Genomic DNA, 23,966 nt, shown 5'->3' with positions numbered 1-23,966 from the left:
ACCCCGTAGCCGGGGCTGGGATGACTGCCGGACTCAACTTGATCGCCATGAACCTGCTCCCCCAACACCCGCAATGTCACTGCCAGTCGCGACGATCGTTCCTCTTTGACGGTGCGCGGGGAATCTCCGGCATCGCGCTGGCCGCGCTGTTGGCCCGTGACGGGCAGGGTGCCGAAGGCTTTCAGCGGCCCGATGGCCGGCCGCACTTTCCGCCCAAGGCCAAGAGCGTGATCTGGCTCTTCATGCGCGGCGGCGTCAGCCACCTGGAAAGCTTCGATCCGAAGCCGGCGCTCAACCAGTACGCCGGCAAGTCGATCGACGAAACGCCGTTTGCCGGCGTGCAAAACCCGGAACGGCTCAAGAAGGTCCGCGTGGTCGTGGTGAACGACGCCAACGGCCAGCAGCGAAAAGTGCTCTATCCACTGCAAGTCGGCTTCAAGAAGCACGGTCAAAGCGGCATCGAGGTGAGCGACTGGTTCCCGAGCCTCGGCGGCGTCATCGACGACCTGGCCGTCGTCCGCTCGATGTGGACCACCGACGACAACCACGGCGCGCAGGTGCAGTTTCACTCCGGCCGGCACATGCTCGACGGCTTTTTTCCGACCATCGGCGCCTGGATCAACTACGGCCTGGGCACGCTCGACGAGAACCTGCCGCAGTTCATTTCGATGGGGCCGCGGTTCTTCGACACGCGCGACGCGCACTATCTCGGCCCCGCCTACGACGCGGTGCCGCTGGCGGTCGATCCGGCCAACCCGCTCCCCTTCGCCAAGCCGCAACTCGACCTGTCGCCCGAAGAACAGGAGTTGGAGTTCGACCTGATCGGCCGGCTCGATCGCAGCACCGCCAAAAAAAATCCCGACGACGAATCGCTGCGGGCAAGGCTCAAAAGCTACGAGCTGGCGTTTCGCATGCAGCAGGCCGTGCCCGAAGTGATCCGCTTCGACGGCGAGACGGCGGCCACGCAGAAAACGTACGGCCTCGACAACCCGACGACGCGGCCCTTCGGCATGCAGCTTTTGGCGTCGCGGCGGCTGGTGGAGCGGGGCGTGCGGTTCATTCAGATCATGCACGGCGACGGCGCCGCGGGCGCCTGGGACGCGCACTCGAACCTGCGGGCCAATCACGCCGGCCTGGCGGCGCAGGTCGACCTGCCGCTCGCCGGGCTGCTGGCCGACCTGAAGCAGCGGGGCATGCTGCAGGAGACGATCGTGGTGTTCGCCACCGAGTTTGGCCGCACGCCCGGCTCGCAGGGCGGCAACGGACGCGATCATCATCCCTATGGATTTTCGGTGTTGATGGCGGGCGGCGGGCTGAAGGGGGGCGTCGTTCACGGGGCGACCGACGAGATCGGATTCCACGCCGTCGAGCATCCGCACTATGTGACCGACGTTCACGCCACGCTGATGCGGCAGCTCGGTCTCGACGCCCGGCGGCTGGAAGTGCCGGGCCACAAGCGGCTGGAGATCGATTACGGCGAGCCGATGGAAGAGATCATCGCGTGACCTCCGGAGGTTCGACGGATTGAAGACGTGGAGCTGCTACGGAAGATCGACAGGCCTTTCTGCACTTAAGAATGAGGCGGGTTTTGCTTTGGCTCGGCGGCTCGCATTGGCGAACCCATAGACTTGAACCGCGCAAATTGATGTTGGTGCCGCCGGGGTGTAAAATGGCCGGAGGAGTGACAGCTATGAATCAGCACGATTACGACCGTTGGTGGCCGTTGCATTTGAAAGCAACTCGCGGGCAATCGCTGTCTGACGCCGATCGGCAGTTTTACGCGGACTGGCTCCGACGGCTTCAAGACACCGAGTGCGCCCCCACTGAGTTGCCCGCGCTCGGGGCGGCCAAGCGCGCGATCGCGGAGCTCGAACAGCAAGAAGCTGCGCTACGCGCCCGCCGAGACGAGCTTGAGTCCGAGATTTCGGCAACGGAAGCCGCCTTGAGTGAACGGACGCGCCAGTTGCTTGGCGTCAAGGAATGAAGCCGCGTGGCCCACGAGCGACACCGGCAGGTCAGGGCGAGATTCTCGCATTTGTGCGGCTACTGCGGCGTCTCGGAGACGGATTCGGCCGGCGCATTGTCGGTCGATCATTACCACCGCGTGTGCGCCGGCGGTGACGACAGCGACGACAATCTCATCTACTGTTGTGCTCGATCATGCTCGCGCAACTATCACGATGCTTTCAACTAGCCAAAAACTGCTCGGCTACTTCCGGCGTTACGAATCGTCGCAAACCGTGGCAGCCTTCGAAACGGTTGGCAGCCTTCCTGATTCGGGCGTGGCGGAACAAACTGTTTCGGACGGCGCGGCGGCGCCGCGGATGGCAGCCTTCGAAACGGCTGGCAGCCTTCCAAATTCCGCCGTGTTGGAGGTGGAGCTGCGGCGTGACGCGGCGCCAAGCGTTGCGGCCTTCGACGGGGTTGGCAGCCTTCCAAAAGGCGAGGCGGCCGCAAAAGCCACCACCTCCCGCAAGCGCCGGCGCAGCAAGCGTCGCCGCGAAGAACGGAAGGCCATTGAAAGGCTCCAGTCGCTCCTGTGAAACGGTTAAGTTCGACCATCTGGCGGTGGTCGTGTGACCCGACTCCTTCGCCGAGTTCCGAGTACGATGACGGGCGGCGCTCCGCGAGGTGACCAGCCTGGGTCGGGCCGCGCGACGTAGAACGATCGAATAGCTCACGCTTCCGCGAAGCGCGGGCGGAAGGGAAACGCGAAGCTGGCGGCGACGGCTTCGTTGGTGACTTCGCCGTCCATAATGTTGACGGCGCTGGCGATGGGAGGCAGCGCCCGCGCGGCCGCTTCGATGCCCCGCCGGGCAATCTGCATGGCCCACGGCAAGGTCACATTGCACAAGGCGTAGGTGCTCGTGCGGCCAACGGCGCCGGGCATGTTGGTGACGCAATAATGCAGCACCTGCTCGACGATGAACGTCGGCTCGCTGTGCGTCGTCGGCCGGCTGGTGGCCACGCAACCGCCCTGGTCGATCGCCACGTCGATGATCACGCTGCCCGGCTGCATCAGTTTCAGGTCGTCGTAGTCGATCAGGCGGGGCGCTTTGGCGCCGGGAATCAGCACGGCGCCGATCACCAGGTCGGCCCGCTTGAGCTGCTCGCGGATCGTGTGCCGGTCGCTGAACAGGCAATCGACGTTGGGCGGCATGACGTCGTCGAGATACCGCAGCCGGTCCATGTTGATGTCGAGCAGGCCCACGCTGGCCCCGAATCCGGCCGCCACTTTGGCCGCGTTGGCCCCCACCACGCCGCCACCCAGAACCGTAATGTGGGCCGGCGCCACGCCGGGCACGCCGCCCAACAGAATGCCGCGCCCCATTTGCGGCCGCTCCAGATACTTTGCCCCCTCTTGAATGCTCATGCGACCGGCGACCTCGCTCATCGGCGTCAACAGCGGCAGCCGGCCCCGATCGTCGCGCAGCGTTTCATAAGCCACGGCCGTCGCTCCCGATGCCAGCACCGCCTCGGTCAGCTCGCGGTCGGCGGCAAAATGGAAATAGGTGAACACGGTCTGCCCTCTACGCAGCAGGGGCCATTCGGCCGGCAACGGCTCCTTGACCTTCATGATCAACTCGGCCTGAGCGAAGATCTCGTCCGCCCGATCGACGAGCCTGGCACCCTGCTCGGCGTAGCGCTCGTCCGGAATCCCCGAACCGAGTCCCGCCCCGGATTGCACCAGCACGGTGTGCCCGGCCCGCGTCAGCTCTTCGACGCCGACCGGCAGAATGGCGACGCGGTATTCATCGCGTTTGATCTCTTTGGGAACGCCGACGATCATTTTGGATTTTGGATTCTGGATTGGTGGTGGCTGGGGCAGAGCTTGGCCGGGTGGGGCTGGATTTGCCAACAAGCCCTGCGGCCAAGCGATGCCCCGGTAGCAGCACCACCGGGGCATCGCTGGCCGACGGCGTCTTACGGATTGCACGACCGCACCCCGGCCAGCTTCTGCCCCAGCCACCGACCTATTTTGCCGCCGGCTGCCTCTCTCCTTCCACAGCCTCCGCTGGCTCGGCGCTCTCGCGCTTCCGCAAATAGAGCTTGATCGGCACCTCGGCATACGGCAGATTGTCGCGGAAAACGCCCAGCAGGTAACGGCGGTAGTTCTCGCTGATGGCTTGCGGCTGATTGCAAAACAGCACTACCGTGGGCGGTTCCTCGCCCACCTGCGTGGTATAATAGATCTTGGGCTGGCGGTTGCGATACAAGGGCGGCGGATTGTTCTCGATCGCCGCTTTCAGCAGGCGGTTCAGGTCGGAGGTGCTCACCCGCGTGCGGGCCTGCTTGAACAGCATCTGGCCGTGATTCAACAACGCCTTGACGTTCTTGCCGGTCTTGCCGGTGACAAAAGCGATCGGCGCGTAGCGCATGGTGCGAAAGGTGTCGCGGAGGTAGTGGACCCATTTTTCCGTCGGCAGGCTGGCCGCCATCATGTCCCACTTGTTGACTACGAAGATGCACGGTTTGTATTGTTCGGCGATGTAGCCGCAAAGCTGCTTGTCGACCTTGCTGATTCGCTCGGTGGCGTCGAGGAACAGCAACACCACGTCGGCCCGGCGAATGCTCCGCTCGGCCCGGTGCGTGCTGTAAAAGTCGATGTCGGTCGAGATGCTCTTGCGGCGGCGCAGGCCCGGCGTGTCGATGGCCATGAACGCCTTGCCGTCGAGCTCGAACCGCACGTCGACGCTGTCGCGCGTGGTGCCCGGCACCTCGCTGACGATCATCCGCTCGGCCTGGGCCAGCGTGTTCACGAACGTGCTCTTGCCCGTGTTGCGGCGGCCGACGATGGCCACTTTCATCATCGGTTCCGGGGGCGGTCCCTCGGCCGTCTCGTCGGGCAAACGCTCGAAGATTTCATCGAGCAGCTCCTGCTTGCCGCGGTTTTGCTGGGTGCTGACGCGGACCAGCTTGCCCCGGCCCAGCCGATAGAACTCATTGGCCTGGGCGTCGAGCGGTTCCGCGTCGGTCTTGTTGGCCACGCAGATCACCGGCACCTTGGTGTAGCGGAGCCGCTTGGCGACGTCCTCGTCGAGCGGCACCAGGCCGTCGCGCGTATCGACCACAAACAGGATGATATTGGCCGACTCAATCGCCGTTTCGATCTGCTCTTCGATGTGGCTGGTCAGGTTGTCGACATCTTCGATGCCGATGCCGCCGGTATCGACCAGCTCGAAGTAGCGATCGCCGACGCACATCAGTTGGGTCAAACGATCGCGTGTCACGCCCGCCTGGTCGTCGACAATGGCGACGCGCCGGTTGATGATCCAGTTGAACAGGCTCGATTTGCCCACATTCGGGCGGCCGACGATGACGACTTGAGCGACTCCCATGACTCAATGGTAGACGGTAAACGGGAAACGCGGAAGGGAGCGCGGGTCTCGGGGATTCACGTCTCGCGGGCCGTAAAGCTTCGCTGAATCCGTTCCGATTTCCCTATGCGCGAATCGCAAGCGAAGTATTGCCCTCTTTTTCACGTTCCTGGCTGGCGCATCGGGTTGGTACGGCGCAAACAGTAGCCGACAATTGCCACATGGCCCGCAATCGCCGTCAGTAGTCCGAGCACGTGGTAACGCCAGCCAACCTCGCCGGTCACTTACAGTTCAAGAATGGCAAAGGCCCCAGCGGGTAGAAACATGATCACCGCGGTGGTCAGTCCTGGATTGTAGGAGCGAGACGATTGGTTTTCTTTGATCGCGTCAGGCATTGTGCCGTTCGCGATTTCCCTACCGCCGGCTTTCCACCTGCCCGCCCAACAGCTCCTTCCGCCGCACGGTGCCGATCATCACCTCGCGTTTCAGTTGTTCCAGAATCTCCGGCGAGCTGGCATAGCTTGCCCAGCCGTGCTGGCCGCCGATCATCGGATTGACGTTGATCTGCTCGATTTTTTGACGCAGCGCGCCCAACGTGGCCAACGACGTAAATCCCCGCGAGCCGAGCGCGGCGGCCCCGCGGCCGGGAGAAAGGAAGCGATACCAGCGCAACACGCGGTCTCGCGGGTTGACCAGCAACACCATGCGCTCGACGACGTCCAGGGCGTGGCCCTGCCGGCGACCGGGCAACAGCCAGTCTTCGTCGACGGCGGCGGCCATCAACACCGCGCGGAGGGGAGGCCGACCCGCGCGGCGCTCGGCAGCCATGCTTCTTCCCGCCAACGGGCCGCCGCCCAGCAGGTGCAAGGCGCCGGTAGTCACGCGCGCCCCCAGGCTATAGCCCACGAGGCTGACCGGGTCGCTGCCGTTGAGCTCGTCGATGAACTGCGCCAGATAAAAGGCATCGAAATCGGCCCGTTCGGCTTTGACGCGAACGTCCTGCCGCATACTGCCGCGGACGTAATCGGCCGGCCACGACCAGATGATCAAGCGAAAGGGTTGGTCGGCCCGTTCGACCAGCGAGGGATACACCCCCAGTCCTTTGCTGCGCGCCTGGTCGTCGTCGGTGTCGTTGCCGTGGACCAGCACGACGGTGGTCAGCCGCGGATCGCGCGCGGCCATGAGATCGTCGAGCGACGACGGCTGCCAGACGTCTTGCTCATATCGGCTGACCTCAGGCACCGCGCGGCGCGAGGAGCCGGGCGGCCCGTGGGGCAACGAACGGGTGCTGACCAGCCAGAGCTGGCTGGGGACCATTGGTGCGGCGGTCTGCGGATAACTATCCGCGCGAGTAACGTCGCTGGCTGTGTAGGGAACGCCCTCCGTGGCGTTCCGGGGCAAAACAAGGGAAAATCCCTCGGTTGGCCGCGGAACGCCACGGAGGGCGTTCCCTACAGAGGGCGGAACGCCACGGAGGGCGTTCCCTAGAGAGCCTTGTTGCGAAGGCGTCTCCGCGCTCCGTGGGTCGGCCGCGCGCTCGACGGCGGCGGCGCGGCCGCCAAGCACCGCCCAGGCCGCGAACTGGAGCATCAGGATCAAAGCGAAACGCTGCCGCATCGAAGTTGCCAATTCATGCCTTCGTCGGTTGCCGCCCGGCCGGAGAACCGCCGGGCTATTGAAATGTACCCGCTAAAACCGGGGCGTGATGGCAAACGGCAACGCTCGGTGAAAAAAATCCGTGCGTTGCGTTTGCACATCGTGCGGCGTGTTGTAGAGTTGCTTGACCCCACAGCCTCGCCCGGCAGTTCCGATTTTTCTGAAAGGGAAGACAAGCCATGAAGAGGCTCTTGATTTTGACGGCCTTGGCGCTGCTGACGGCGAGCACCGCCGGCTGCTGGCGCTGGTTCAATCGCGGCGCGCAGTGCAATCCGTGCGCGACTGGCGCGACCGGCTATCCGGCCACGGAGGCTTATCCTGCCGCGAGCACCTATACCGATCCGTGCATGGGCGCTCCGAGCATGGAGAGCGGATTGCCCGGTCCGATGACGACCGTGCAACCGGCCCTGTAAGCGGTCGGTCGTCGTCCTGCGTTTGGCACTCGCGCGGCCGCCGCCACAGTCCTGAGGGCGGCGGCGTGCGAGGCCGACGGTCGGCGAGGGAAGAAAGGGAGAGGGAGCGAGGGAGAGACAGAGAGCAAAGGTGCCAACATGACCATGCGTACGAGCCATGCCCGACCGCGCCTCGTCGGCCGGCTGATCTTGCGGCGTCTTTTCGACGCACCCCATCCGCGGCCGCAACCGCACCTGGCGTTGCGCGCCAAGCCGCCCGGAAACGAACAAAACACGCCCGCGAATTGAGGCGTCGGGCATCAGGCGCCAGGCGTCTGAAACCTGATGCCGAACCCTCACGCGCCGAGTAGGAATCGAACGTCCTCCATCCTGCGGTGTAGCGCGACTCCCAACGTCGACCGGTCCGCGGCTTCGGCAAACACGGTGACCACCGGTTGACCCGTCGTGATCTCCGTCCCGGCACGCGGAATGTCGGCCACTGTCGGCCACATGCCCGATGCGTTGAGGCCACACAGTGCGGATGTGAGTGTATTCGTCACACGTTGCGGACGGTCGGCGTAGAGAATCGACTTGCCGTAACATCGCGCGTGCGGCTTCGTCTGTAGATCCGGCAGCCGACCATCGCGGCACGCGGCGAGGTGCAGTTCAATGGCATTGAACGAATATGCTCGCTCGAACAGTTCGACCGAAGCGGTGTAGCGCGGGTTGACTTCGATGGCCCAAAGACAGTCGGCCGCCGCAATCAGATCGACGCCGAACAGACCCCGCAAGTCGAATTGACGAGCCAGCACCTCGCCGAGTGCCGACAGATATTCGTGCTGCTGTGGCGGCAGCTTGATGGGCGCAATCGACCCGCCATAGCGAAACGGCGCTTGCGGAGTGCCGGCCACGACCTGCTCGCTGACGCCGAGAAGGCGCGATCGCCCGGCCGCGGCTATATACGCCGCCCCCAGCGGCAGGCCGTCGAGGTAGCGCTGATAATAGGAGCCGCGTGCCTCGGACGACCCGCGCTCGCCCGACCATCGCTCGACGCGCAGACCTCCGCTCGACCGCCGGTGCTTTCGCAACCAACGGCCGTCGCGCGGCAGCCCGTCGCTCGAATCGCGACATTCAGGAAAAAGGAAACCGGCGTCATCGAGCACGCGGCCCAACGTGAACGGATCGCGTAGCTTGCGCAGGTTGGCCGGCGAATTGCCCAGCAGCTCGCGCCGCCGCGAGATTCTGGCGACGACGCGCGGATGGTTTTCCAGACCACCTGTGTACATCCAGGGACCGGCCGGCGCCTGATCCGCGATACGGACCAGGTCGCGGGGAAACGACCGCGCGACCTGCCCGACGCTGACGTCGGGCAGGTCGGCGTCGCCAAAAAGGTCGCCGCAGACGGGCACCAGCCCCAGCCGGACCGCCGACTGGGCGGCGGCCCGCACGCTCGCCCCCACGATCAGGAGCGGTGTACCCACTTGCCGCCGTTACTCCTTAAACTGCTGGCACCAGTAGACCTGGCCGTTGCGGCCCACAAAGCCGGCCACGCCGATGCGGCGGTGCCGGCGGTTCAAAATGTTCGCCCGGTGACCCGACGAGTTCATCCAAGAGCTTACCGCATGCTGGGCAGAAATCTGCCCCTGAGCAATGTTTTCGGCCCACGCTCCCTGCGCGTGCTGCAAGCTTTGCACAGAGGCCATCCAAAAGGTGTGGTTCCGGGCGGTCTTCTCCAGCGACGCATCGACCACCAGCGGCGGCAGGCCGTGCCGCTTTCGCTGAGCGTTCGTCCATTGGACGATTTCATTTTCCGCCGGGAAAAGGGGCACGGCCTCAACGGGCTTCGCCGTCTCCGCCTTCGGTGCCTCCGATACGTCCGCCTGCGGCCCGTCACAAAAGCCGATCGCGGCAACTAAAAGTAGCGACTCAAACAGCATCGTTGCTCTCCTCCTTGGTGTGTGGAACGTTCGCCGTTCCGATTCGTGCAGTCCTGCGCGTGGCCGGACACCGTCGTCCGAACGTAAAACGAGTGCGCAGCAGGACTTTCGTGCCTAGTGTGTAGGCTCAGTGCCGCCCGGCGAAGATGCCGGGCCGAGCCATCCATGAGCCGCCGCGAGCGACGGCAAGGTGGGAAGACTGTGAAGCCTTTTCCGTGGGAGCGGAGTTTTCCGCCGAAGCGGACTAATGTAGCAGCCCGGCGGTAGGTTGCAAGGGGGTGGCGGCGGGGAAGGTGTGGCGAGGCACCCGCTTTCCCGCGGGGTCATTGCATTTGGCCGTGCGTTTGTTATTGTTGCCCCTTGCCATCCATCGCGAGCGCGGCGATGGTCCACTTACAAGCAACTAAGGAGATCCGGCGATGTCGATGTTTATCGGTGAGGCTCTGGCGGGCGACGGCAACGAAATTGCTCATATCGACCTGTTGATCGGCAGCAAAGACGGGCCTGTCGGCAACGCCTTTGCCAATGCGCTGGCGCGGCAGAGCGAAGGCCACTCGAACCTGCTGGCGGTGTTAACCCCCAACTTGGCGGTCAAGCCGGCGACGGTGCTCATCACCAAGGTGACGATCAAGGGCATGAAGCAGGCCGTGCAGATGTTCGGCCCGGCCCAGTCGGGAGTGGCCAAGGCGGTGGCCGATTCGGTGGCCGCCGGCGTCATTCGCAAAGACCAGGCGGAAGATTTGGTGATCGTCTGCGGAGTGTTCATCCACCCGGCAGCCGAGGACGACAAGAAAATCCACGACTACAACTATGAAGCGACGAAAATGGCGATCGCCAACGCGATGAAGAGCAAGCCGAGCGTCGAAGAAATGATCGCCGGCAAGGACAGCGCCAAGCATCCGTTCCGCGGGTTCTAGCGTCGGATTGCGATGAGCAAGCCGAAGATCCTGTTGCAGCTCGACACCGACGAGCAGCCGAGCGTGTTTGACAGCGTGGTGGCGATCGACGCCGGCGCCGATCACCTGCTGCGCCAGCATGCCATTACCTCCGAGAACGTGCGCGACCGCGTCCACGGGGCCATCTTCACCCGCGGACCGGGCGACTTGCACCACACGGCGATTTTTATCGGGGGCTCGAATGTCGCCGCCGCCGAAGCGGTGTTGGCCGAAGTTCGCCGCGCCTTTTTCGGACCGATGAAGGTCTCGGTGATGCTCGATCCCTCGGGCGCCAACACCACCGCCGCGGCGGCGGTGGCGGCGGCGGGCAAGCACCTCACGCTTTGCGGCGCCACCGCGGTCGTGCTGGCCGCCACGGGACCGGTGGGCCAACGCGCCGTGCGCCTGTTGGCCCTGGAAGGCGCGGCCGTGCGCGTCGTTTCGCGTCGCCTCGAACGGGCTCAGGCCGTTTGCGACGCCGTTGCCGCACGGTATCCGGCGGCGAAGATCGTCCCCGCACGGGCCAGTTCTGAGGAAGAAACGATCACGGCTCTGACAGACGCCTCGCTGGTGATTGCGACGGGCGCGGCCGGTGTGGAGTTGGCGTCGAGCGAGGCACGGCACAGGGCGGGCAGCTTGAAGGTGGCGATCGATCTCAACGCGGTGCCGCCCGCCGGGTTGGGCGGCGTGGAAGTCACGGACCGCGGCGTCGAACGCGAGCGAGTGATCTGCTACGGAGCGGTCGGAGTGGGCGGCCTCAAAATGAAGATTCACAAGCGGGCGATTCAGCGTCTGTTCGAAACGAACGACCAGTTGCTCGACGCCGAAGAGCTTTACGGCATTGCGACAGGGATGAGGGATGAGGGATAGACGAGGGCCATCCCTGTCCCTGATCTCTCGTCCCTCATCTCTCATCCCTACCCCGCGATCTTCATCAGAATCAACGTCAACATCAGCAACAACACCACGCCCACAGTAGCGGTGATGATGTTGCGGCGCAGACGCCGCTGCTCCTTTTCTTCCATCGTCAACCGTTCGATGTTGCGATCGCGCTCTCGCGGCAACGATTGCGCTTGTCCTGGCGCTGAAACGGGCACGGCGCTGGGCCTGAATGGCGCCGCGATCGGTGCCGGCGCAGGCGGACCGTCCGGGCGTCCCAGCCCCATGGCCGGCACAGCCGTGGCCGGTGCGCTGGCAACTGGGGCCGCGGCCGGCGGCGGCGGGAAGCGGACCATCGGCGGCGGCATGCCCGGCCTGGGCGGTGGGACCGAAGAAACGGCTCCCGCGCCGCCTCCGATCGGCGGCGGCCCCGACGGAACCGGCGGCGTGCCCGGTCGCGGTGGAAAACCGGCGATGGGCGGCGGTCCACCGGCGACGGGCGGGGCCTTATTCGGCAAAGGGGGCGGAGCGCCAGCCACAGGTGGTGGTGGCGGGGCGACGAACACCGAGCTGCCGCACGTCGGACAACTGACCGCCCTGCCTACCTGCGCGCTGTCGGCCTGTACCGTCGAGTGACATCGAGGACAGCCGAATTGAATCGTTGGCATAAGTGTTTATCGTAACCGTCGCTAGAATGGAGGCAACTTCAAACCACCGCCCATGCCCGACGCTCCTCCGCTACCTCCCGGTCAACAACTCGCCGCGCCCGGCAAATGGCCTCTGGTGGGCGAGCGTAGTCCCGCGCAGCACGACGGCGACTGGACCGTCACCGTCAGCGGCTGCGTCGCCACGCCCCGCGTTTACGACCTTGCGGCGTTGCGGCGGCTGCGCTGGCATCGGCGGCCGGTCGATATTCATTGCGTGACGCGGTGGTCGAAACTGGCGGTCGATTTTGCCGGCGTCGAACTGGCCGACCTGCTGGCCGCGGCCGAGCCGACCTCGCTGGCCCGCTTCGTCTCGTTTGTCGCCCGCAGCGATCGCGGCCACTCGACTTCACTGGTGCTGAGCGATGCGCTGGATTTGGGGGCGTTCGTGGCATTGGAGGTCGAAAACCGTCCCTTGCCGGTGGAGCATGGCGGGCCGGTGCGGCTGGTGGTTCCGGGCCGTTATTTCTACAAAAGCCTCAAATGGCTCCAGCGGATCGAGCTACTGGCCGCCGACCGCTTGGGCTACTGGGAAGGCGAAGCGGGCTACCACAACGTGGCCGACCCGTGGCGAGAAGAGCGTTACATCGCGGCCGACGTCAGCCGGCACGAGATGCGGCGCCTGCTGGCCGCTCGCAGCTTCGCGGGGCTGAACCTGCTCAGCCTGCAGGCGCGTGGCCACGACTTGACCGGCCTTGACGCGCGGGGCGCGGTGTTGCGCAACGCCGACTTCCGCGAGTGCGTGCTGGCACGGGCCAGTTTCGACGGCGCCAATCTGGCGAACGCCCATTTTGCCGGCGCAGAGCTGCGCGGCGCGACGTTCGCGGCCGCCGACCTGGAAGGCGCCGACTTCAGTGCCGCCGACCTGAACGGCGCCGACCTTCGGGGAGCGTCGTTATTTGGTGCGACGTTCACGGTTGCCGGCGAGCCCCGCGCGGCCCGGCTCGATATCGGCACGCGCATCGACGAGGCATCGCTCGCACAGCTTGCTCCGCCCCAGGCCGACTTCGTGCGACGAGCTCGCCACACCTGCTGAAGCGAACGAAGGCGATTCGGAGTCGGAATGGGGTTCATCGGGCCGTTTATTCCCCGGCTCGCTTCGCCAACCGCTCCTTTACGCCGGGAATAATTCGTGCGGCGTTTTCGGAATAAATCTTCTTCAGCACGTCGTCGGGCAAGTGCAGGCCGTAGATTCGCCAAAAGCCCTGCGGCGGAAACGGCGTCTCGGCATACGGGAAGTATTCGTCGCGCGTCTCCAGAAACCGCCAATAAAGCACCAACCGGTCGGGCGAGCGAGGACCGTCGGTGCCGAAGAGAATGCGGTCGGCATATTTCAGGAAAAAGTCGCGGGCCGTGTAGGGCTGACGGCCTAGCTCGTTGATCCGCGAGGCGATCTCCAGCACCAGGTTCGGGTGCTCGTCGAGCCAGCGGCCCGCCTGGGCCAGGTCTTCGCCGTCGTTGGCCAGGTGGGCGCCGATAAACGTGGTCTGCCGATGCCGGGCAATCACGCGGTTTCGCGCCGCGTGCAACTCCGCACGCGACGGCCATTGCGGCCCGAAAAAGCTCCAGTCGGGATGGCGGTGCAACTCTTCCCAGCGCTCGTTGGTCTCGTCGAGCGGCTCGAAGAACGCGCCCGGATCGGCGGTGTGCATGATCACCGGCAGTCCCAACTCGCCGCATGCCCGCCAGATCGGATCCCAGCGCGGGTCGTCGATCTTGATGAGCGAGCCATCGGCGTTGTGATACTTGAGGCCAAAATCCTTGAAGACTTTCAGCCCGCTGATGCCCGCCGCTTTGAGCCGCGCGAGCTCTTTGGCCATCCGCCTTCCGAAGTCGGGCCGCTGGCAGTCCCAGGTGGCCGGCTCGCCGGACTTGCCGTCGCCCTGCCAATCGATGTTGGCGAAGATCACGAACCGCGGGCGGTACTTGGTCCAGAGATACTTGGAGTGTTCGTCGAACGCCTCGCCCATGCCGCCGTCGAGGCTGACGCACACGGCGATGTTCTGACGGTCCATGAGGCGCACGAAGTCGTCCAGTTCTTCGGGCGAGTGCCGCAGGCGAATCCGCGGGTGTACGTGAACGTCGACGGCCGGAAATTTGGCCCGCGTCAACGGATGCGGCTCGACCTTCAATTGCGACCGCGGGCGGAAGCGATCCAAGAGCAGCTCTCGCCCCTCGCGGCCATCGAGCGGCGCCTCTTGCGCACCAGCCACACTGGCCAGCAGGCTAAACACAAACCCTAAGCGCAAGCGAGGACGACGAGCGGGTGCGCCTCGCTTGCGCTTCGGGTTTGTGTGCTCGCAATCCAAAATCCAAAATCGAAAATCCACAATCCCTAGATTCCCATCTGGGCCAGGGCGTCGATGACGCTGCCGATGGCGCCGGAGAGCATGGGGTGCGTCGATTCGAAGCCGCGGGCGGCGTCGCCCAGCCGTCGCACGACGGAGCCGCGCTGCGCCGATTGGGCATCCAACGGCCGCCCGGCCTCCTCGCTGCGCGCGATGGCTTGCTCGAGATCGGCCATCACCTGCCGCATCATAGCCAGTGAATCGGCGTCGAGGCTGCCCGCCGCTTCAAGTTCGCGGCGCAGTTCCACCAGCGTGGCACGCAATTTCGGCAAGTCGTCGGGCATAGCGCTAAGATAGGACTAGCGGCCTGATTGGGCAAGTAGACCTACCCCGCCGCCGCCTTCTTCTCTGGCACGTAGACTTGCACCTCGTCGCCCACGACCCGCACCTCGAAGTGCTCGATCTTGAGCTTCGGGTTGTCGCGCCAGGTGCCGTCGCAGACGCTGAATCGCCAAGCGTGCCACGGGCAAGTAACCACGCCGTCGCAGACCTCGCCCGCGCCCAGCGACGCCCCCATGTGCGGACAAAGGTCGTCGATGGCGTGATATTGCCCCTTCTCATAGAACACCGCCACCAGCCGGCCGTTGACCACGAACGTCGCGCCCTGCCCCTCGGGAATCGAGCCGGCTTTCGTAATGGTAACGAACTCGGCCATCGCTCAATATCGCGCCAGGTCTTTGTCGCCCAGCTCCGGCCGCACCGCGCGAATCACCTCCAGGGCACGCTGCGTCATGAACCGCAATTCGCTGCCGATGGCGATGAACTGCATCCCTTGCTCGGCGCGGGCCAGAGCCGCTTTGGGATCCATGGTATGCATGCCGGTCGGCGTGCCGACCTTTTTGCCAGCCGCCACCACACGGGCCAGCATCTCTTCCAGTTCGGCGTCGCCGGCCTCGCGTCCGTCGGCCGACCGCATGTTGGCCCGCAGATCGACGGGGCCGACGAAGATGGCATCGACGCCCGGCAGGCTGTAGATCGCTTCGGCGTTGCGCACGCCGGTGGGGCTTTCGGTCTGCAACACCACCAGGATCTCGTCGTTGGCTTTGCGGAAGTATTCGCCCGACGAAGTGTCGAAGTTCATGGCGTGCATGCCGCCGCCGAGGCTGCGATTGCCGACCGGCGGATACTTGGCGGCGCGGACCGCGATCTGGGCCTGCTCGACCGTGTCGACCATCGGCACCACGATGCCCCAGGCGCCGCCGTCGAGCACGCGCTTGATGTAGTCGTGGTTCCCCTTGGGCACGCGGGCCAGCGGCACGCAGCCGGCGTCGGCGATGGCGGCAAAAACCGTGGCCGCCTGCGACCAGTCGATCGGCGAGTGCTCCATATCGAGCGTCAGCCAGTCGAAGCCGCTGCGGGCCAGCACGCGAGTGGCATACAGGTCGCCCAGCGACAGCCAGGTGCCGAACGTCGGCTTCCCTTCGCGCAGCAGGCGTTTGACGGGGTTGGTTTTCATCGAGGGCTCCATGGTTAGTACGGATGCACGAACCCATGCGGAAAATCGAACGAGACGCCGATCTGCTCTCGAAACCGGCGCCAGGTCGCCGCGAGTTGCTGGTTTTCTTCGCTCAGCAGATCCGCGGTCCATTTGTCGGTGGCTTGCAGCCGGGCCGCCAGAATCTCCGCCGCCGCCGTCGCCAAACGAAAGGCCGCCAACGATCCGGCATCGAGCAAGCGCTCGTATTCGCGGCGCGACAGCCGCATGAGCGTGCTCGCCCGCGGACAGCGGGCCGTGGCACTGTGCGGGGCGGGATGAAAGAAGCTGCTCTCGCCGAAGACGTTTTTCGGTTCAAGCGTCGCGATCACCGCTTCCTGGCCGCCCGGCACGTCGAGTACGATTTCGACCGCGCCGCTGATGATCAGATAGAGCGCCGGATCCTGCTCGCCGGCGCGAAACACGATACCGTCGGCCGGGTACGAGACTTCTTCGAAGCTCTTCAACAAGCTGTCGAGATCGTCCGGGTTGAAACCGGCAAACAGCGGAACGCCGGCAAGGGTTTCAGCGAGGGGTGGTGTGGGCATGGGCTTGTTCGAGTTTTGGATTTTCGATGCCTGGATTGTACGGCCGACGTAAGTCCGCAGCTATCCCCCGCCGGCCCATTCGCCGTCGCGAGGCGGTTCGAGGGCCGGTTCGGGCACGGCCTCGCGCCAGCGGTAAACCAGCGCCAGGAACGCCGGAACCAGCACGGTCCGCACCACCAACGTGTCGAGCAGCACGCCCAGGCTCAGGGCAAAACCCAGCTCCGAAATGCCCCGCAGCGAGCCGAACATCATCGAAATGAACGTGCCGGACATAATCACGCCGCAACTCGTGATGATGCCGCCGGTGCGGACCACGGCGACTCGCAGCCCCTCAACCAGCCCGTGCCGGCGCTGTTCTTCCAGCACCCGCGTCACCAGATAGATATTGTAATCTTCGCCGATGGCCGTAAGGATCACGAACAAGAAGATCGGCACCTTCCAATCGAGGCCCGTATACGGCTGAGAAATGCTGGAGAACACCAACTCCGTGGCCCCGATCGTCACCAGGTAGCTGAAGAGCACCGTCACGATCAAATAGACACAGATCAACGGCCGCCTCAGAATGACGATCAGCACCGCCAGCACGGCGATCACCACCAGCCGTTCGATGAGCCACTGATCGCTGAGCGTCACCGCCTTGAGATCGCGCACGCCGGCGGTCGTTCCGGCATAGACGAAATTCGTGCCGTGCCAGACCGATGCTTCGTCCTGAGTCAGCTTGTCGAGCCGGCGGTCGATGCGGTCGAGCAGGTCGGCGGCTTCGATCGAAAACGGGTCGTAATGCGTGATGACGTCGAAACGCGTGACTTGTCCGGCCAGCTTTTCCGACTGGGCCAGGTAGAGCGATTTTGTGCGCGGATGGCGGAGCACCGCCAGCTTCGCCAGGCGCAGCGCTCCCGGCTTGTCGCCCAGCGGCTCGCTTAGGCTGCGCACGCTTTCCACGCCGCGCAGGTCGTAGAGCAGCTTGGTGAGGCCCGCGATCTGCTTCATCCCTTGGCGCGAGTCGAATTCGGCGTCGCTCCGCTCGGCCAGGACCGTGATCGGCGCCATGTCGCCGGCCGGAAAGTGCTGTTTGAGCAGCTCCGTGCCGACCACGCTGGTGCAAGTGCGCGGCAATTCTTCCAACAGATCGTAGGTGACGGGCACCGACAGGCCGTGATAGGCCAAGGGCACCATCGCCAAGCAACTCACCGTCAGGATCAGCCCCGGCCGGGCGATGATGCCGCGGCTGATCTTTTGCCACAGACCGCCCAGCGCCACGCCCTCGGTCTCGGTTTCGCTCGGCCCAGTAGCCGCACGGACGGCCGGCGTGAAGGGCCAGAATACGAAACGGCTCATGGCCCGCAACAAGGCGGGGGCCAGCGTCAAGCAGGCGACCAACGTCACGGCCAGGCAGATGGCGATGGCCGGTCCGCTGTTGCGGTACTTGCCGAAATCGGCGAAGAGCATCGTGCCCAGGCCCAGGATCGTGGTCATGGCGCTGCCTACCAGGGCTTCGCCCACATTGGCCAGCGAGTTGGTCACGGCTTGCACACGATCGACCCCGCGTTGCAGCTCCTCCTTGAACCGCGAGATCAGAAACAGGCAGAAATCGGTGCCGGAGCCGAACAAGATCACCACGATAAAAATCTTGCTGGTCTTGAACACTTTGAAGTCGAGCCACTCAAGCGTCGGGTTTCCGCCCACCACTTGCCATCGAGGCAGCGCGCAGTGCTCGGTCAACGCCGCCACCACTCCCAGCGACACCACGATCGATACGCCGATCGTGATCAGCGGAATGGCGATCAGAAATGGTGCCCGATAGACCAGCAACAGAATCACCACGACCAGGGCGATCGTGGCCGCTTCGGTATTCTTGATGCTCTCCTGAGCGGCGTCGTTCATGTCGCCGCCGATTGCCGCCGAGCCGGAGATCTCCAGCCGCAGCCCCTGCGGAAAATCGGGCGCGTGCCGCACCTCGTCGACCAGCGCCCGCAGCCGCGCCAACAGGCGGATATTGTCGACCGCCATGAATTCATTGCGAATGAGCAGCACAATCAAGGCCGCGTGCCGGTCGTGGCTGGTGAGCTTTTTGCCGATCACCTCGGTCCAGGGCGACCAGACATCGACTACCGGCAGCTCCTCGTCGTCGCCGGCGGCCAACCGCGTCGAGACGTCGAACAGCGCTCGCCGGTCGTCGGAAGTGAGCGGTCCGTCGGCCCGCTCGCAGACCAGCACCATCTGGCTCCTCGAGCGGTGGTTGGGAAACGCTTCGTGAAGCAGTTTCTCGCCGCGAACGCTGGCCGTTTCGTCGGGCAGATAAGCCAGGTCGCCGTCGCGCGTGACGTCATCCCATCGTGGCGCGGCATAGCGCACGCCCGCGGCGACACCCAGCCACATCAACATGACCGGCAGCCACCACCGTGAAACGCCCTTTGCCAGACGCTGGTAAATCGTCAACAGCCGAACACCGGACTCAGGTCCGGACCAAACAGGATGAATCGGCGGCCGACCGCTACGTCGTGCCGGCCTCTGCGAGTTAATCGTAGCAGCCGGGCATAGGGTGGGACAAGCGAGCTTGCGCTGCGAGTGAGTCTGGAACCCCGTGGTGCTCAGCCACCAAATGCCCATCAGGAAGGGGAGCACCTTCTTACGGCGGCTCATCGCGGCGATACAGGGAAAAACGTCAGGTCGCCTTTCGATGCCATCGGATGCTAGAATCGATTAAGCCGCCATGCGAATGTATTGCCTTTTCGAGGGGCGGCGATTAAGGTAAGGCATTCTGAACACACCCGACCTTGAGACCATGGCTGACGTCGAGCGACTGCCGAAGTTCAAGGATCCTCCGGTTGTCGAAACTGCTTTGAGCGTCCAGTTCGACCCGGTCCCTAAATTCAACAACACCCACCTGGGCCTCTTTCTTCATTATCTCGGCAAGGAGTGGGCGAATGCATCTGACGCTCCCCCGTTGCCTGCCCAATTCGAGCGATTTGAGCCGGTAGTTTCCTGGGAAAACATGGGCGTTCAGTTCCAGTTGACACAGGAAATCGCGCTGCGGATGCAAGCGCGCAATGCCTCCAACGATCGGATGATCCAGCTTCAGAATGGCCGTCTTTCCTTTAATTGGCTTGGTGATTCTGGCATCGGATATCCGAGCTACGATTTCGTCAGGCCAGAATTCGAAGCTGCGGCAGCACGCCTAAGCCACTTCTTATCGGAACACCAGCTTGGTGACCTTCGCCCAAACCAATGGGAGGTGACCTACCTGAATCATCTCCCCATGGGCACTGTGTGGAAGGACACTCACGAATGGGCGGCCCCGTTCCGACATTTGATTGCTTCTCCAGGAAGCCCGGCAGGGACCAAAGCCGAGAGTTTTGGGGGCGAGTGGCACTATGAGATAGTGCCACAGCGTGGCAGGCTGCACGTGCAGCTAAAAAGCGCTTGGCGTAAGAACGACGGTCCAGAAGCGATTCTCTTGCTCGTGTTGACTGCGCGCGGACCTGCGCACAGCGACGGCACAGATCTCCTCGCCGGTCTCGATTTGGGTCACGAAACCATTGTGAGGGCATTTGCGGATTTGACGACTGAATACGCCCAACGGATCTGGAATCGAACGCAATGAAGACCATCGAGTCGGCTCTTAGCCTGTCTAGCCCGGCCATCAATGCGGCCAAGACGACCGTTGCGCTGTCGGAGAGCTTGGCCACCCCAGCACTGACATCGATTGACCACGATTGGGACGACGTGCAGGACCAGCTAATTGACCTTGGTCCAAAGCATAGCGACCCCGAGGAGCGCCTTGACGAGGATGGCTACATGCTTCCGAGCGGGCAGGCAATCGCGTCAGCATCTAACCTTGCAAGACAGTTGCGCAAAAACGGCGCCGTCGCTCCTACCCACGTCATCCAAGATGCGATCGGCGGCGTCGTCTTTGAGTGGAAATCAGGCCAGTGCGTCGATAGACTGACCGTCAATCGTCGTGGTGAAATGGAAGTTGTTGGGTTTAGGAATTCGGCACTGGTCTACAGAGCCTACCTGGCAAGCGAGCGAAGATAGCGTGCGACATGCCTCTGCCCGGCGAGCACGAAACGATCGCAGATGACGAGGTCCTTTATCGTCGCGTCCCGGTGTCAACAGGCTGGGTGAAGAGCGTCGACGAGGTATTGCCGGAAGCATTTCAGCCTCGCCGTGATGATACTACCGGCCTTTCCGTCTTTCGCGCGAAGTTCAGGAAACTGGACGAAACGGCCCGGGGGGCGAGCAAGCACGGTTACTATGTCTTGGAACTGCGCGCGGGCGACTTGCGCGCCGCAGGCATTGAAATCGTGCCTAAACCAGATGACGATGCGCCAGGACATGCCGAGATACCAAGTCTTGCATTCGGCGAGCCGGAAACAAATGATTCGCTTAAGCACCGGCAGCTTCTTGCCGAGCAACTCATTTGCGCGGTCCACGGTCCCTTTCCGCCGGCAAAACACTGATAACTATGGCCCGGCACCAGCGCTCGACGCTCCCGCGCTCGCCGCCATCTCCACCTGCGTGTCGCTCATGAGATAGCCGAACAGGTCGGCGATGTCGCGCGGCTGCAAAGGTTGCAACAGGCCATCGGGCATCAACGACAACTTCGAGGGTGACCGCTCCTCGATTTCGATCCGCGAGATAACCTGGCGAGTTTGCGCGGTCTGCACGGTCACGGCCGCCTCGGTCTCGGCCAGCACGATGCCGTTCACCACGCGGCCGTCGCTCAGCAGCAGCACCGACATGAGATGGTCTTTGCTCACCGCGGCACTGGGATCGACGATGTTGGAAAGCAAGTAATCGAGGTTCTTGCGGTTGCCGCCCGTCAAATCGGGGCCGATCTCGCCGCCCGTGCCGAACATCCGGTGACAGGTGGCGCACGACTTGGCGAAAATCGCACGGCCGCGGCTCTTGTCGGCGTTCGAGAGCCGCGCCGCCGAGAGTTGCTGCTTCAGCGTGTCGATGAGCTGCTGCTTGTCCTGTGGTGAGTCGCGCAGCTCGCCCCAGACGGCGGCCAGTCGCTCGGTCAACTTTGCGTCGCCGAAGCTGCGAATCTGCCGGGCCTGTACGGCGCTCACGTCGCCGCGGGCGATTGCACCGGCGGCCATCTGGTCGAGCAGCTCGCCGGCGAAACTCGGCCGCGAGACGAGCGTTTCGATCACGGCCGCCCGTTCGGAATGATGAAAATTTCGATAGCTTCGGGCAAGCTGGCGGCCGATGGCCGGATCGTCGAAGCGCGCCAGCCCCGCCAGGGCCGCGGTGTTCAAAAACCGCACTTTGAGCAGCTTTTCGCAGACCTGGCGCAAGTCCGACGGACCGGCTTCGACCAGCGTTTCGAGAGCGGCGCGGCGGTGGTCGAGCTCGGCTTTGTCGTCGAGCGCCAGTCGCCGGACCTCATCCAAGGCCCGACCGTCGCCAAACACCACGCCCAACGTCCGCAGGGCGTCTTGCACTTCGGCCGGCGGCGGCGAGAACGACGCCAGTAGGGCCGGCCAGCGATCGGGCTGGGACGCCTTGCGTTGCCCGGCCAGCCCGACGACCGCGCCCAACACCACGTCGCGCCGCACTTCATACTGCTTGTCAACGACGCGGCGAAACAACTCGGCCAGCAGCTCAGGCTGTTTGCCGGCCAGCTCCGCCAGGCGTCGCGCGGTCCACACGCGGAACTGCGGCAGCCGGGCATCGACGGCCAACGGTAAGAGCTGCCGCGGTTGGCGGTCGGCCAGCGGAATCAACGTCTGCCAGATCAGCGCCGGCAGATTATGGTCGGCCACGTCCTCGTCATGCGCCAGCAGTGCCGCGGCCAGCTTCGGTCGAAGGGCGATCGGCAAGCGTCCCAACGTCGATGCCAACGCCAGACGCACCAGGCCGGAATGGTCGTCGCGAGCTCGCGCGACCAGTGCGGCGAGCACCTCTTCATCAGGCACGACGGCTTCGGCCCGCGAGGTACCCATGGCCGTGTCGAGCGGCCAAAGATCCGTCAGCAAACGGACGCCCCAAGTGCGGACGTGCTCGTCGTGGTCGGCAAGCATGGCCATGAGTTGCGAGCGAGACGTGGCGGCCAGCGATGTAAGCGCCCAGATCGCACGTAGGCGCACCACAGCATCGTCGGATGCGACCAGCCGGTTAAGTGCTTCGACCGCCGGCTGCACGTCGCCGCCACGGGCCGCTCGATCGGTCAGTTCGCGGCGTGCGGCACGCACCAGCCATTCGTTCGCACCACTCTCGATCGCGACCAGTTCCGCGATGTCCAGGCGCGTGAGATCATCGGCCGGCTTCGCTTCGGGCCGGCCATACGTGACCTTGTAAATGCGGCCCGAATTGCGGTGTACGCCCGTGTTTTCATGGCATTCGCCCGTGTCGCTCCAATCGACGAGATACACGCCGCCATCGGGTCCATAGGTAACTTCGACGCCGCGGAACCAGGGATCTCCGGACTGCAAGATGTCGGGTTCGTGCCTTCCGACGTAACCGCTCCCCTCACGCTCCAGCCGCTCGACGTTCATCCGTCGCCCGTGCTGATTGAGCGTAAACAGCCGGCCTTGATAAGCCGCCGGCCACTGTTGGCCCAAGTAAATGGTCATGCCGACGTGGGCGTGGCCGCCGCCGAGCCGGTCGTGCTCGCCGCTGGCCTTGCGCGAGTCGGTCCAGCCCTTGCCGGTGTCGAAGTGCCAGTGGTCGGCGTGCATTTCGATCGGCTCGTAGACCAGCGGATTGGCGTTGATCGTGTGCGGCCGCTCTAAGTGGGCGCCGGCGATCGTATGCCAGAGATGCCCGTTGACGGTGTTGATGAAGAACGCTTCGCCGAGACGGTCCCAGTCGTGTCCCCAAGGGTTCGTTGTGCCGTGGCAAATCGCCTCGAACTGCTTGAGCACCGGATGATAGCGCCACACGCCGCCGCGCAGCGGCACGCGATAGGCTTCGGGAGCGTCTGCCCGGCGTATCTCTCCCGGCGACGAAGCCCCGCAACGGCCATAGAGCCAGCCATCGGGTCCCCAACGCAGGCCGTTGGCAAAGTTGTGATAGTTTTCGGGTGGCACATCAAAGCCTTCCAGCACCGTTTCGGCCGGTCCGTCGGGGCGGTCGTCGCCGTCGCGGTTGGGAACAAACAGCAACCGCGGCGGGCACATCAGCCACACGCCGCCCCGGCCGACTTCGACGCTGGTCAACCGTTGGGCGTCGTCGAGAAACACGCGGCGCTCGTCGAAGCGGCCATCGCCGTCGCGGTCGGTGAAGATCAGCACGCGGTCGCGCAGTTCCAGATCGAACTTCTTCGGTTGCTCCGAGTATGTGTAATTCTCGGCCACCCACAGCCGGCCGCGCGTGTCCCAGGTCACGGCGATCGGGTTACAGACATCGGGCTCGGCCGCGAACACGCCGACGTGAAATCCATCGGACACGCGAAACGCCGCGGCGGCCGCATCGGGCGCCAGCCGCACGGCCGACAAGTCGGTCTCGCTGTCGTAAGGCCGCGGAAAATCGTTTTCGGCCGCGGTGGCAAAGGAAACCATTGCAGCCCAAACCAGCAGGCCGCATCGCAGAGTTTGTTTCATTTGTTGGGTCTCTGGGAGGAAGGGCCTCCTGGCCCGTCAATAGGCATGGTGACCGGGGGTGGCTGGGGCAGAGCCTGACCGGTGCCAGGCTAGCAGTTCATTCCGTCCGGCGGCCAGGCGACGCCCCGGTGGTGGACCGAAGCCGAATCAACCGGGGCATCGCTTGGCCTCGACACCGTAAACCACTGCCAACCGCAACATGGCCAAGCTCTGCCCCAGCCA

Annotated in this window: 26 protein-coding genes; 13 read left to right on the top strand and 13 right to left on the bottom strand. The window is 64.3% G+C overall.

What is annotated here, in order from left to right; translation table 11 throughout:
* The first annotated feature begins 47 nt into the window (after positions 1-47).
* The 3 genes from VNH11_21365 (at position 48) to VNH11_21355 (ending at position 2,543) form a co-directional block, all read left to right on the top strand.
* Positions 48-1,505, top strand: a complete 1,458-nt coding sequence (locus tag VNH11_21365; protein ID HVA48930.1) for a DUF1501 domain-containing protein — start codon at positions 48-50, stop codon at positions 1,503-1,505.
* Positions 1,506-1,690: 185 nt separating this feature from the next.
* Positions 1,691-1,984: a hypothetical protein gene (locus VNH11_21360; protein HVA48929.1), complete on the top strand. Its 294-nt coding sequence runs from the start codon at positions 1,691-1,693 to the stop codon at positions 1,982-1,984.
* 166 nt (positions 1,985-2,150) lie between these two features.
* On the top strand, positions 2,151-2,543 hold the full coding sequence (locus VNH11_21355; GenBank protein HVA48928.1) for a hypothetical protein: 393 nt from the start codon (positions 2,151-2,153) through the stop codon (positions 2,541-2,543).
* A 134-nt stretch (positions 2,544-2,677) separates the two neighbouring features.
* On the opposite strand, the gene ald is transcribed toward VNH11_21355, so the two are convergent.
* The 3 genes from ald to VNH11_21340 all read right to left on the bottom strand — a co-directional run bounded on the left by ald (position 2,678) and on the right by VNH11_21340 (position 6,908).
* Positions 2,678-3,790: an alanine dehydrogenase gene (gene ald, locus VNH11_21350; protein ID HVA48927.1), complete on the bottom strand. Its 1,113-nt coding sequence runs from the start codon at positions 3,788-3,790 to the stop codon at positions 2,678-2,680.
* A gap of 184 nt (positions 3,791-3,974) precedes the next feature.
* Positions 3,975-5,339: a ribosome biogenesis GTPase Der gene (gene der / locus VNH11_21345; protein HVA48926.1), complete on the bottom strand. Its 1,365-nt coding sequence runs from the start codon at positions 5,337-5,339 to the stop codon at positions 3,975-3,977.
* A 393-nt stretch (positions 5,340-5,732) separates the two neighbouring features.
* Positions 5,733-6,908: a hypothetical protein gene (locus VNH11_21340; GenBank protein ID HVA48925.1), complete on the bottom strand. Its 1,176-nt coding sequence runs from the start codon at positions 6,906-6,908 to the stop codon at positions 5,733-5,735.
* A gap of 42 nt (positions 6,909-6,950) precedes the next feature.
* Between VNH11_21340 and VNH11_21335 the strand changes: the two genes are divergently transcribed.
* The 3 genes from VNH11_21335 (at position 6,951) to VNH11_21325 (ending at position 7,675) form a co-directional block, all read left to right on the top strand.
* The gene (locus tag VNH11_21335; GenBank protein HVA48924.1) at positions 6,951-7,157 is read left to right on the top strand and encodes a hypothetical protein; all 207 of its coding nucleotides are present in this window, start codon (positions 6,951-6,953) and stop codon (positions 7,155-7,157) included.
* A complete protein-coding gene (locus VNH11_21330; GenBank protein ID HVA48923.1) occupies positions 7,154-7,387 on the top strand; it encodes a hypothetical protein in 234 nt (77 codons plus the stop codon). The genes VNH11_21335 and VNH11_21330 overlap by 4 nt, the downstream gene beginning before the upstream one ends.
* 138 nt (positions 7,388-7,525) lie before the next feature.
* Complete coding sequence (locus VNH11_21325) at positions 7,526-7,675, top strand: hypothetical protein (GenBank protein HVA48922.1); 150 nt, start codon at positions 7,526-7,528, stop codon at positions 7,673-7,675.
* A gap of 47 nt (positions 7,676-7,722) precedes the next feature.
* Here VNH11_21325 and VNH11_21320 read toward each other — a convergent pair whose 3' ends face one another.
* Entirely contained in the window at positions 7,723-8,847 is a 1,125-nt protein-coding gene (locus VNH11_21320; protein ID HVA48921.1) for an ATP-grasp domain-containing protein, read from the bottom strand.
* A gap of 9 nt (positions 8,848-8,856) precedes the next feature.
* Entirely contained in the window at positions 8,857-9,303 is a 447-nt protein-coding gene (locus VNH11_21315; GenBank protein ID HVA48920.1) for a CAP domain-containing protein, read from the bottom strand.
* 419 nt (positions 9,304-9,722) lie between these two features.
* On the opposite strand from VNH11_21315, the gene fae reads away from it, so the two are divergent.
* Together fae and VNH11_21305 are read left to right on the top strand one after the other, a co-directional pair.
* Positions 9,723-10,220: a formaldehyde-activating enzyme gene (fae, locus tag VNH11_21310; GenBank protein ID HVA48919.1), complete on the top strand. Its 498-nt coding sequence runs from the start codon at positions 9,723-9,725 to the stop codon at positions 10,218-10,220.
* A 12-nt stretch (positions 10,221-10,232) separates the two neighbouring features.
* Positions 10,233-11,108, top strand: a complete 876-nt coding sequence (locus tag VNH11_21305) for a methylene-tetrahydromethanopterin dehydrogenase N-terminal domain-containing protein (GenBank protein ID HVA48918.1) — start codon at positions 10,233-10,235, stop codon at positions 11,106-11,108.
* Between the two features lie 47 nt (positions 11,109-11,155).
* Here the strand turns inward: VNH11_21305 and VNH11_21300 are convergent, their stop codons facing one another.
* Positions 11,156-11,335, bottom strand: a complete 180-nt coding sequence (locus VNH11_21300) for a hypothetical protein (protein HVA48917.1) — start codon at positions 11,333-11,335, stop codon at positions 11,156-11,158.
* A gap of 67 nt (positions 11,336-11,402) precedes the next feature.
* On the opposite strand from VNH11_21300, the gene VNH11_21295 reads away from it, so the two are divergent.
* Both VNH11_21295 and VNH11_21290 read left to right on the top strand, forming a co-directional pair.
* Positions 11,403-11,753 (top strand): hypothetical protein, encoded by a 351-nt coding sequence (locus VNH11_21295; protein ID HVA48916.1) that lies wholly within the window; start codon positions 11,403-11,405, stop codon positions 11,751-11,753.
* 84 nt (positions 11,754-11,837) lie between these two features.
* Complete coding sequence (locus VNH11_21290) at positions 11,838-12,857, top strand: molybdopterin-dependent oxidoreductase (GenBank protein HVA48915.1); 1,020 nt, start codon at positions 11,838-11,840, stop codon at positions 12,855-12,857.
* A 46-nt stretch (positions 12,858-12,903) separates the two neighbouring features.
* On the opposite strand, the gene VNH11_21285 is transcribed toward VNH11_21290, so the two are convergent.
* The 6 genes from VNH11_21285 to VNH11_21260 form a co-directional block, all read right to left on the bottom strand.
* Entirely contained in the window at positions 12,904-14,055 is a 1,152-nt protein-coding gene (locus VNH11_21285) for an amidohydrolase family protein (protein HVA48914.1), read from the bottom strand.
* Between the two features lie 101 nt (positions 14,056-14,156).
* The gene (locus VNH11_21280; protein HVA48913.1) at positions 14,157-14,453 is read right to left on the bottom strand and encodes a DUF4404 family protein; all 297 of its coding nucleotides are present in this window, start codon (positions 14,451-14,453) and stop codon (positions 14,157-14,159) included.
* A 41-nt stretch (positions 14,454-14,494) separates the two neighbouring features.
* Complete coding sequence (locus VNH11_21275) at positions 14,495-14,824, bottom strand: Rieske (2Fe-2S) protein (GenBank protein ID HVA48912.1); 330 nt, start codon at positions 14,822-14,824, stop codon at positions 14,495-14,497.
* Positions 14,825-14,827: 3 nt separating this feature from the next.
* Positions 14,828-15,625 (bottom strand): aldolase/citrate lyase family protein, encoded by a 798-nt coding sequence (locus tag VNH11_21270; protein HVA48911.1) that lies wholly within the window; start codon positions 15,623-15,625, stop codon positions 14,828-14,830.
* 14 nt (positions 15,626-15,639) lie between these two features.
* Positions 15,640-16,191, bottom strand: coding sequence for a cyclic nucleotide-binding domain-containing protein (locus tag VNH11_21265; GenBank protein HVA48910.1), 552 nt, complete (start codon positions 16,189-16,191; stop codon positions 15,640-15,642).
* Positions 16,192-16,251: 60 nt separating this feature from the next.
* Positions 16,252-18,834, bottom strand: a complete 2,583-nt coding sequence (locus VNH11_21260) for an MMPL family transporter (GenBank protein HVA48909.1) — start codon at positions 18,832-18,834, stop codon at positions 16,252-16,254.
* 142 nt (positions 18,835-18,976) lie between these two features.
* Between VNH11_21260 and VNH11_21255 the strand changes: the two genes are divergently transcribed.
* The 3 genes from VNH11_21255 to VNH11_21245 are packed head-to-tail and all read left to right on the top strand — an operon-like array spanning position 18,977 to position 20,654.
* Positions 18,977-19,795, top strand: coding sequence for a TIGR04255 family protein (locus VNH11_21255; GenBank protein HVA48908.1), 819 nt, complete (start codon positions 18,977-18,979; stop codon positions 19,793-19,795).
* Complete coding sequence (locus tag VNH11_21250; protein HVA48907.1) at positions 19,792-20,229, top strand: hypothetical protein; 438 nt, start codon at positions 19,792-19,794, stop codon at positions 20,227-20,229. Before VNH11_21255 ends, VNH11_21250 begins: the two co-directional genes overlap by 4 nt.
* 8 nt (positions 20,230-20,237) lie before the next feature.
* Positions 20,238-20,654 (top strand): hypothetical protein, encoded by a 417-nt coding sequence (locus VNH11_21245; protein ID HVA48906.1) that lies wholly within the window; start codon positions 20,238-20,240, stop codon positions 20,652-20,654.
* A 3-nt stretch (positions 20,655-20,657) separates the two neighbouring features.
* Here VNH11_21245 and VNH11_21240 read toward each other — a convergent pair whose 3' ends face one another.
* Positions 20,658-23,744, bottom strand: coding sequence for a PVC-type heme-binding CxxCH protein (locus tag VNH11_21240; protein HVA48905.1), 3,087 nt, complete (start codon positions 23,742-23,744; stop codon positions 20,658-20,660).
* Positions 23,745-23,966 lie beyond the last annotated feature (222 nt).

The organism is Pirellulales bacterium (assembly GCA_035533075.1).
Taxonomy (GTDB): domain Bacteria; phylum Planctomycetota; class Planctomycetia; order Pirellulales; family JAICIG01; genus DASSFG01.
The sequence above is the reverse complement of the archived record's forward strand: the minus strand, read 5'-3'. Positions and strand labels throughout refer to the sequence as shown.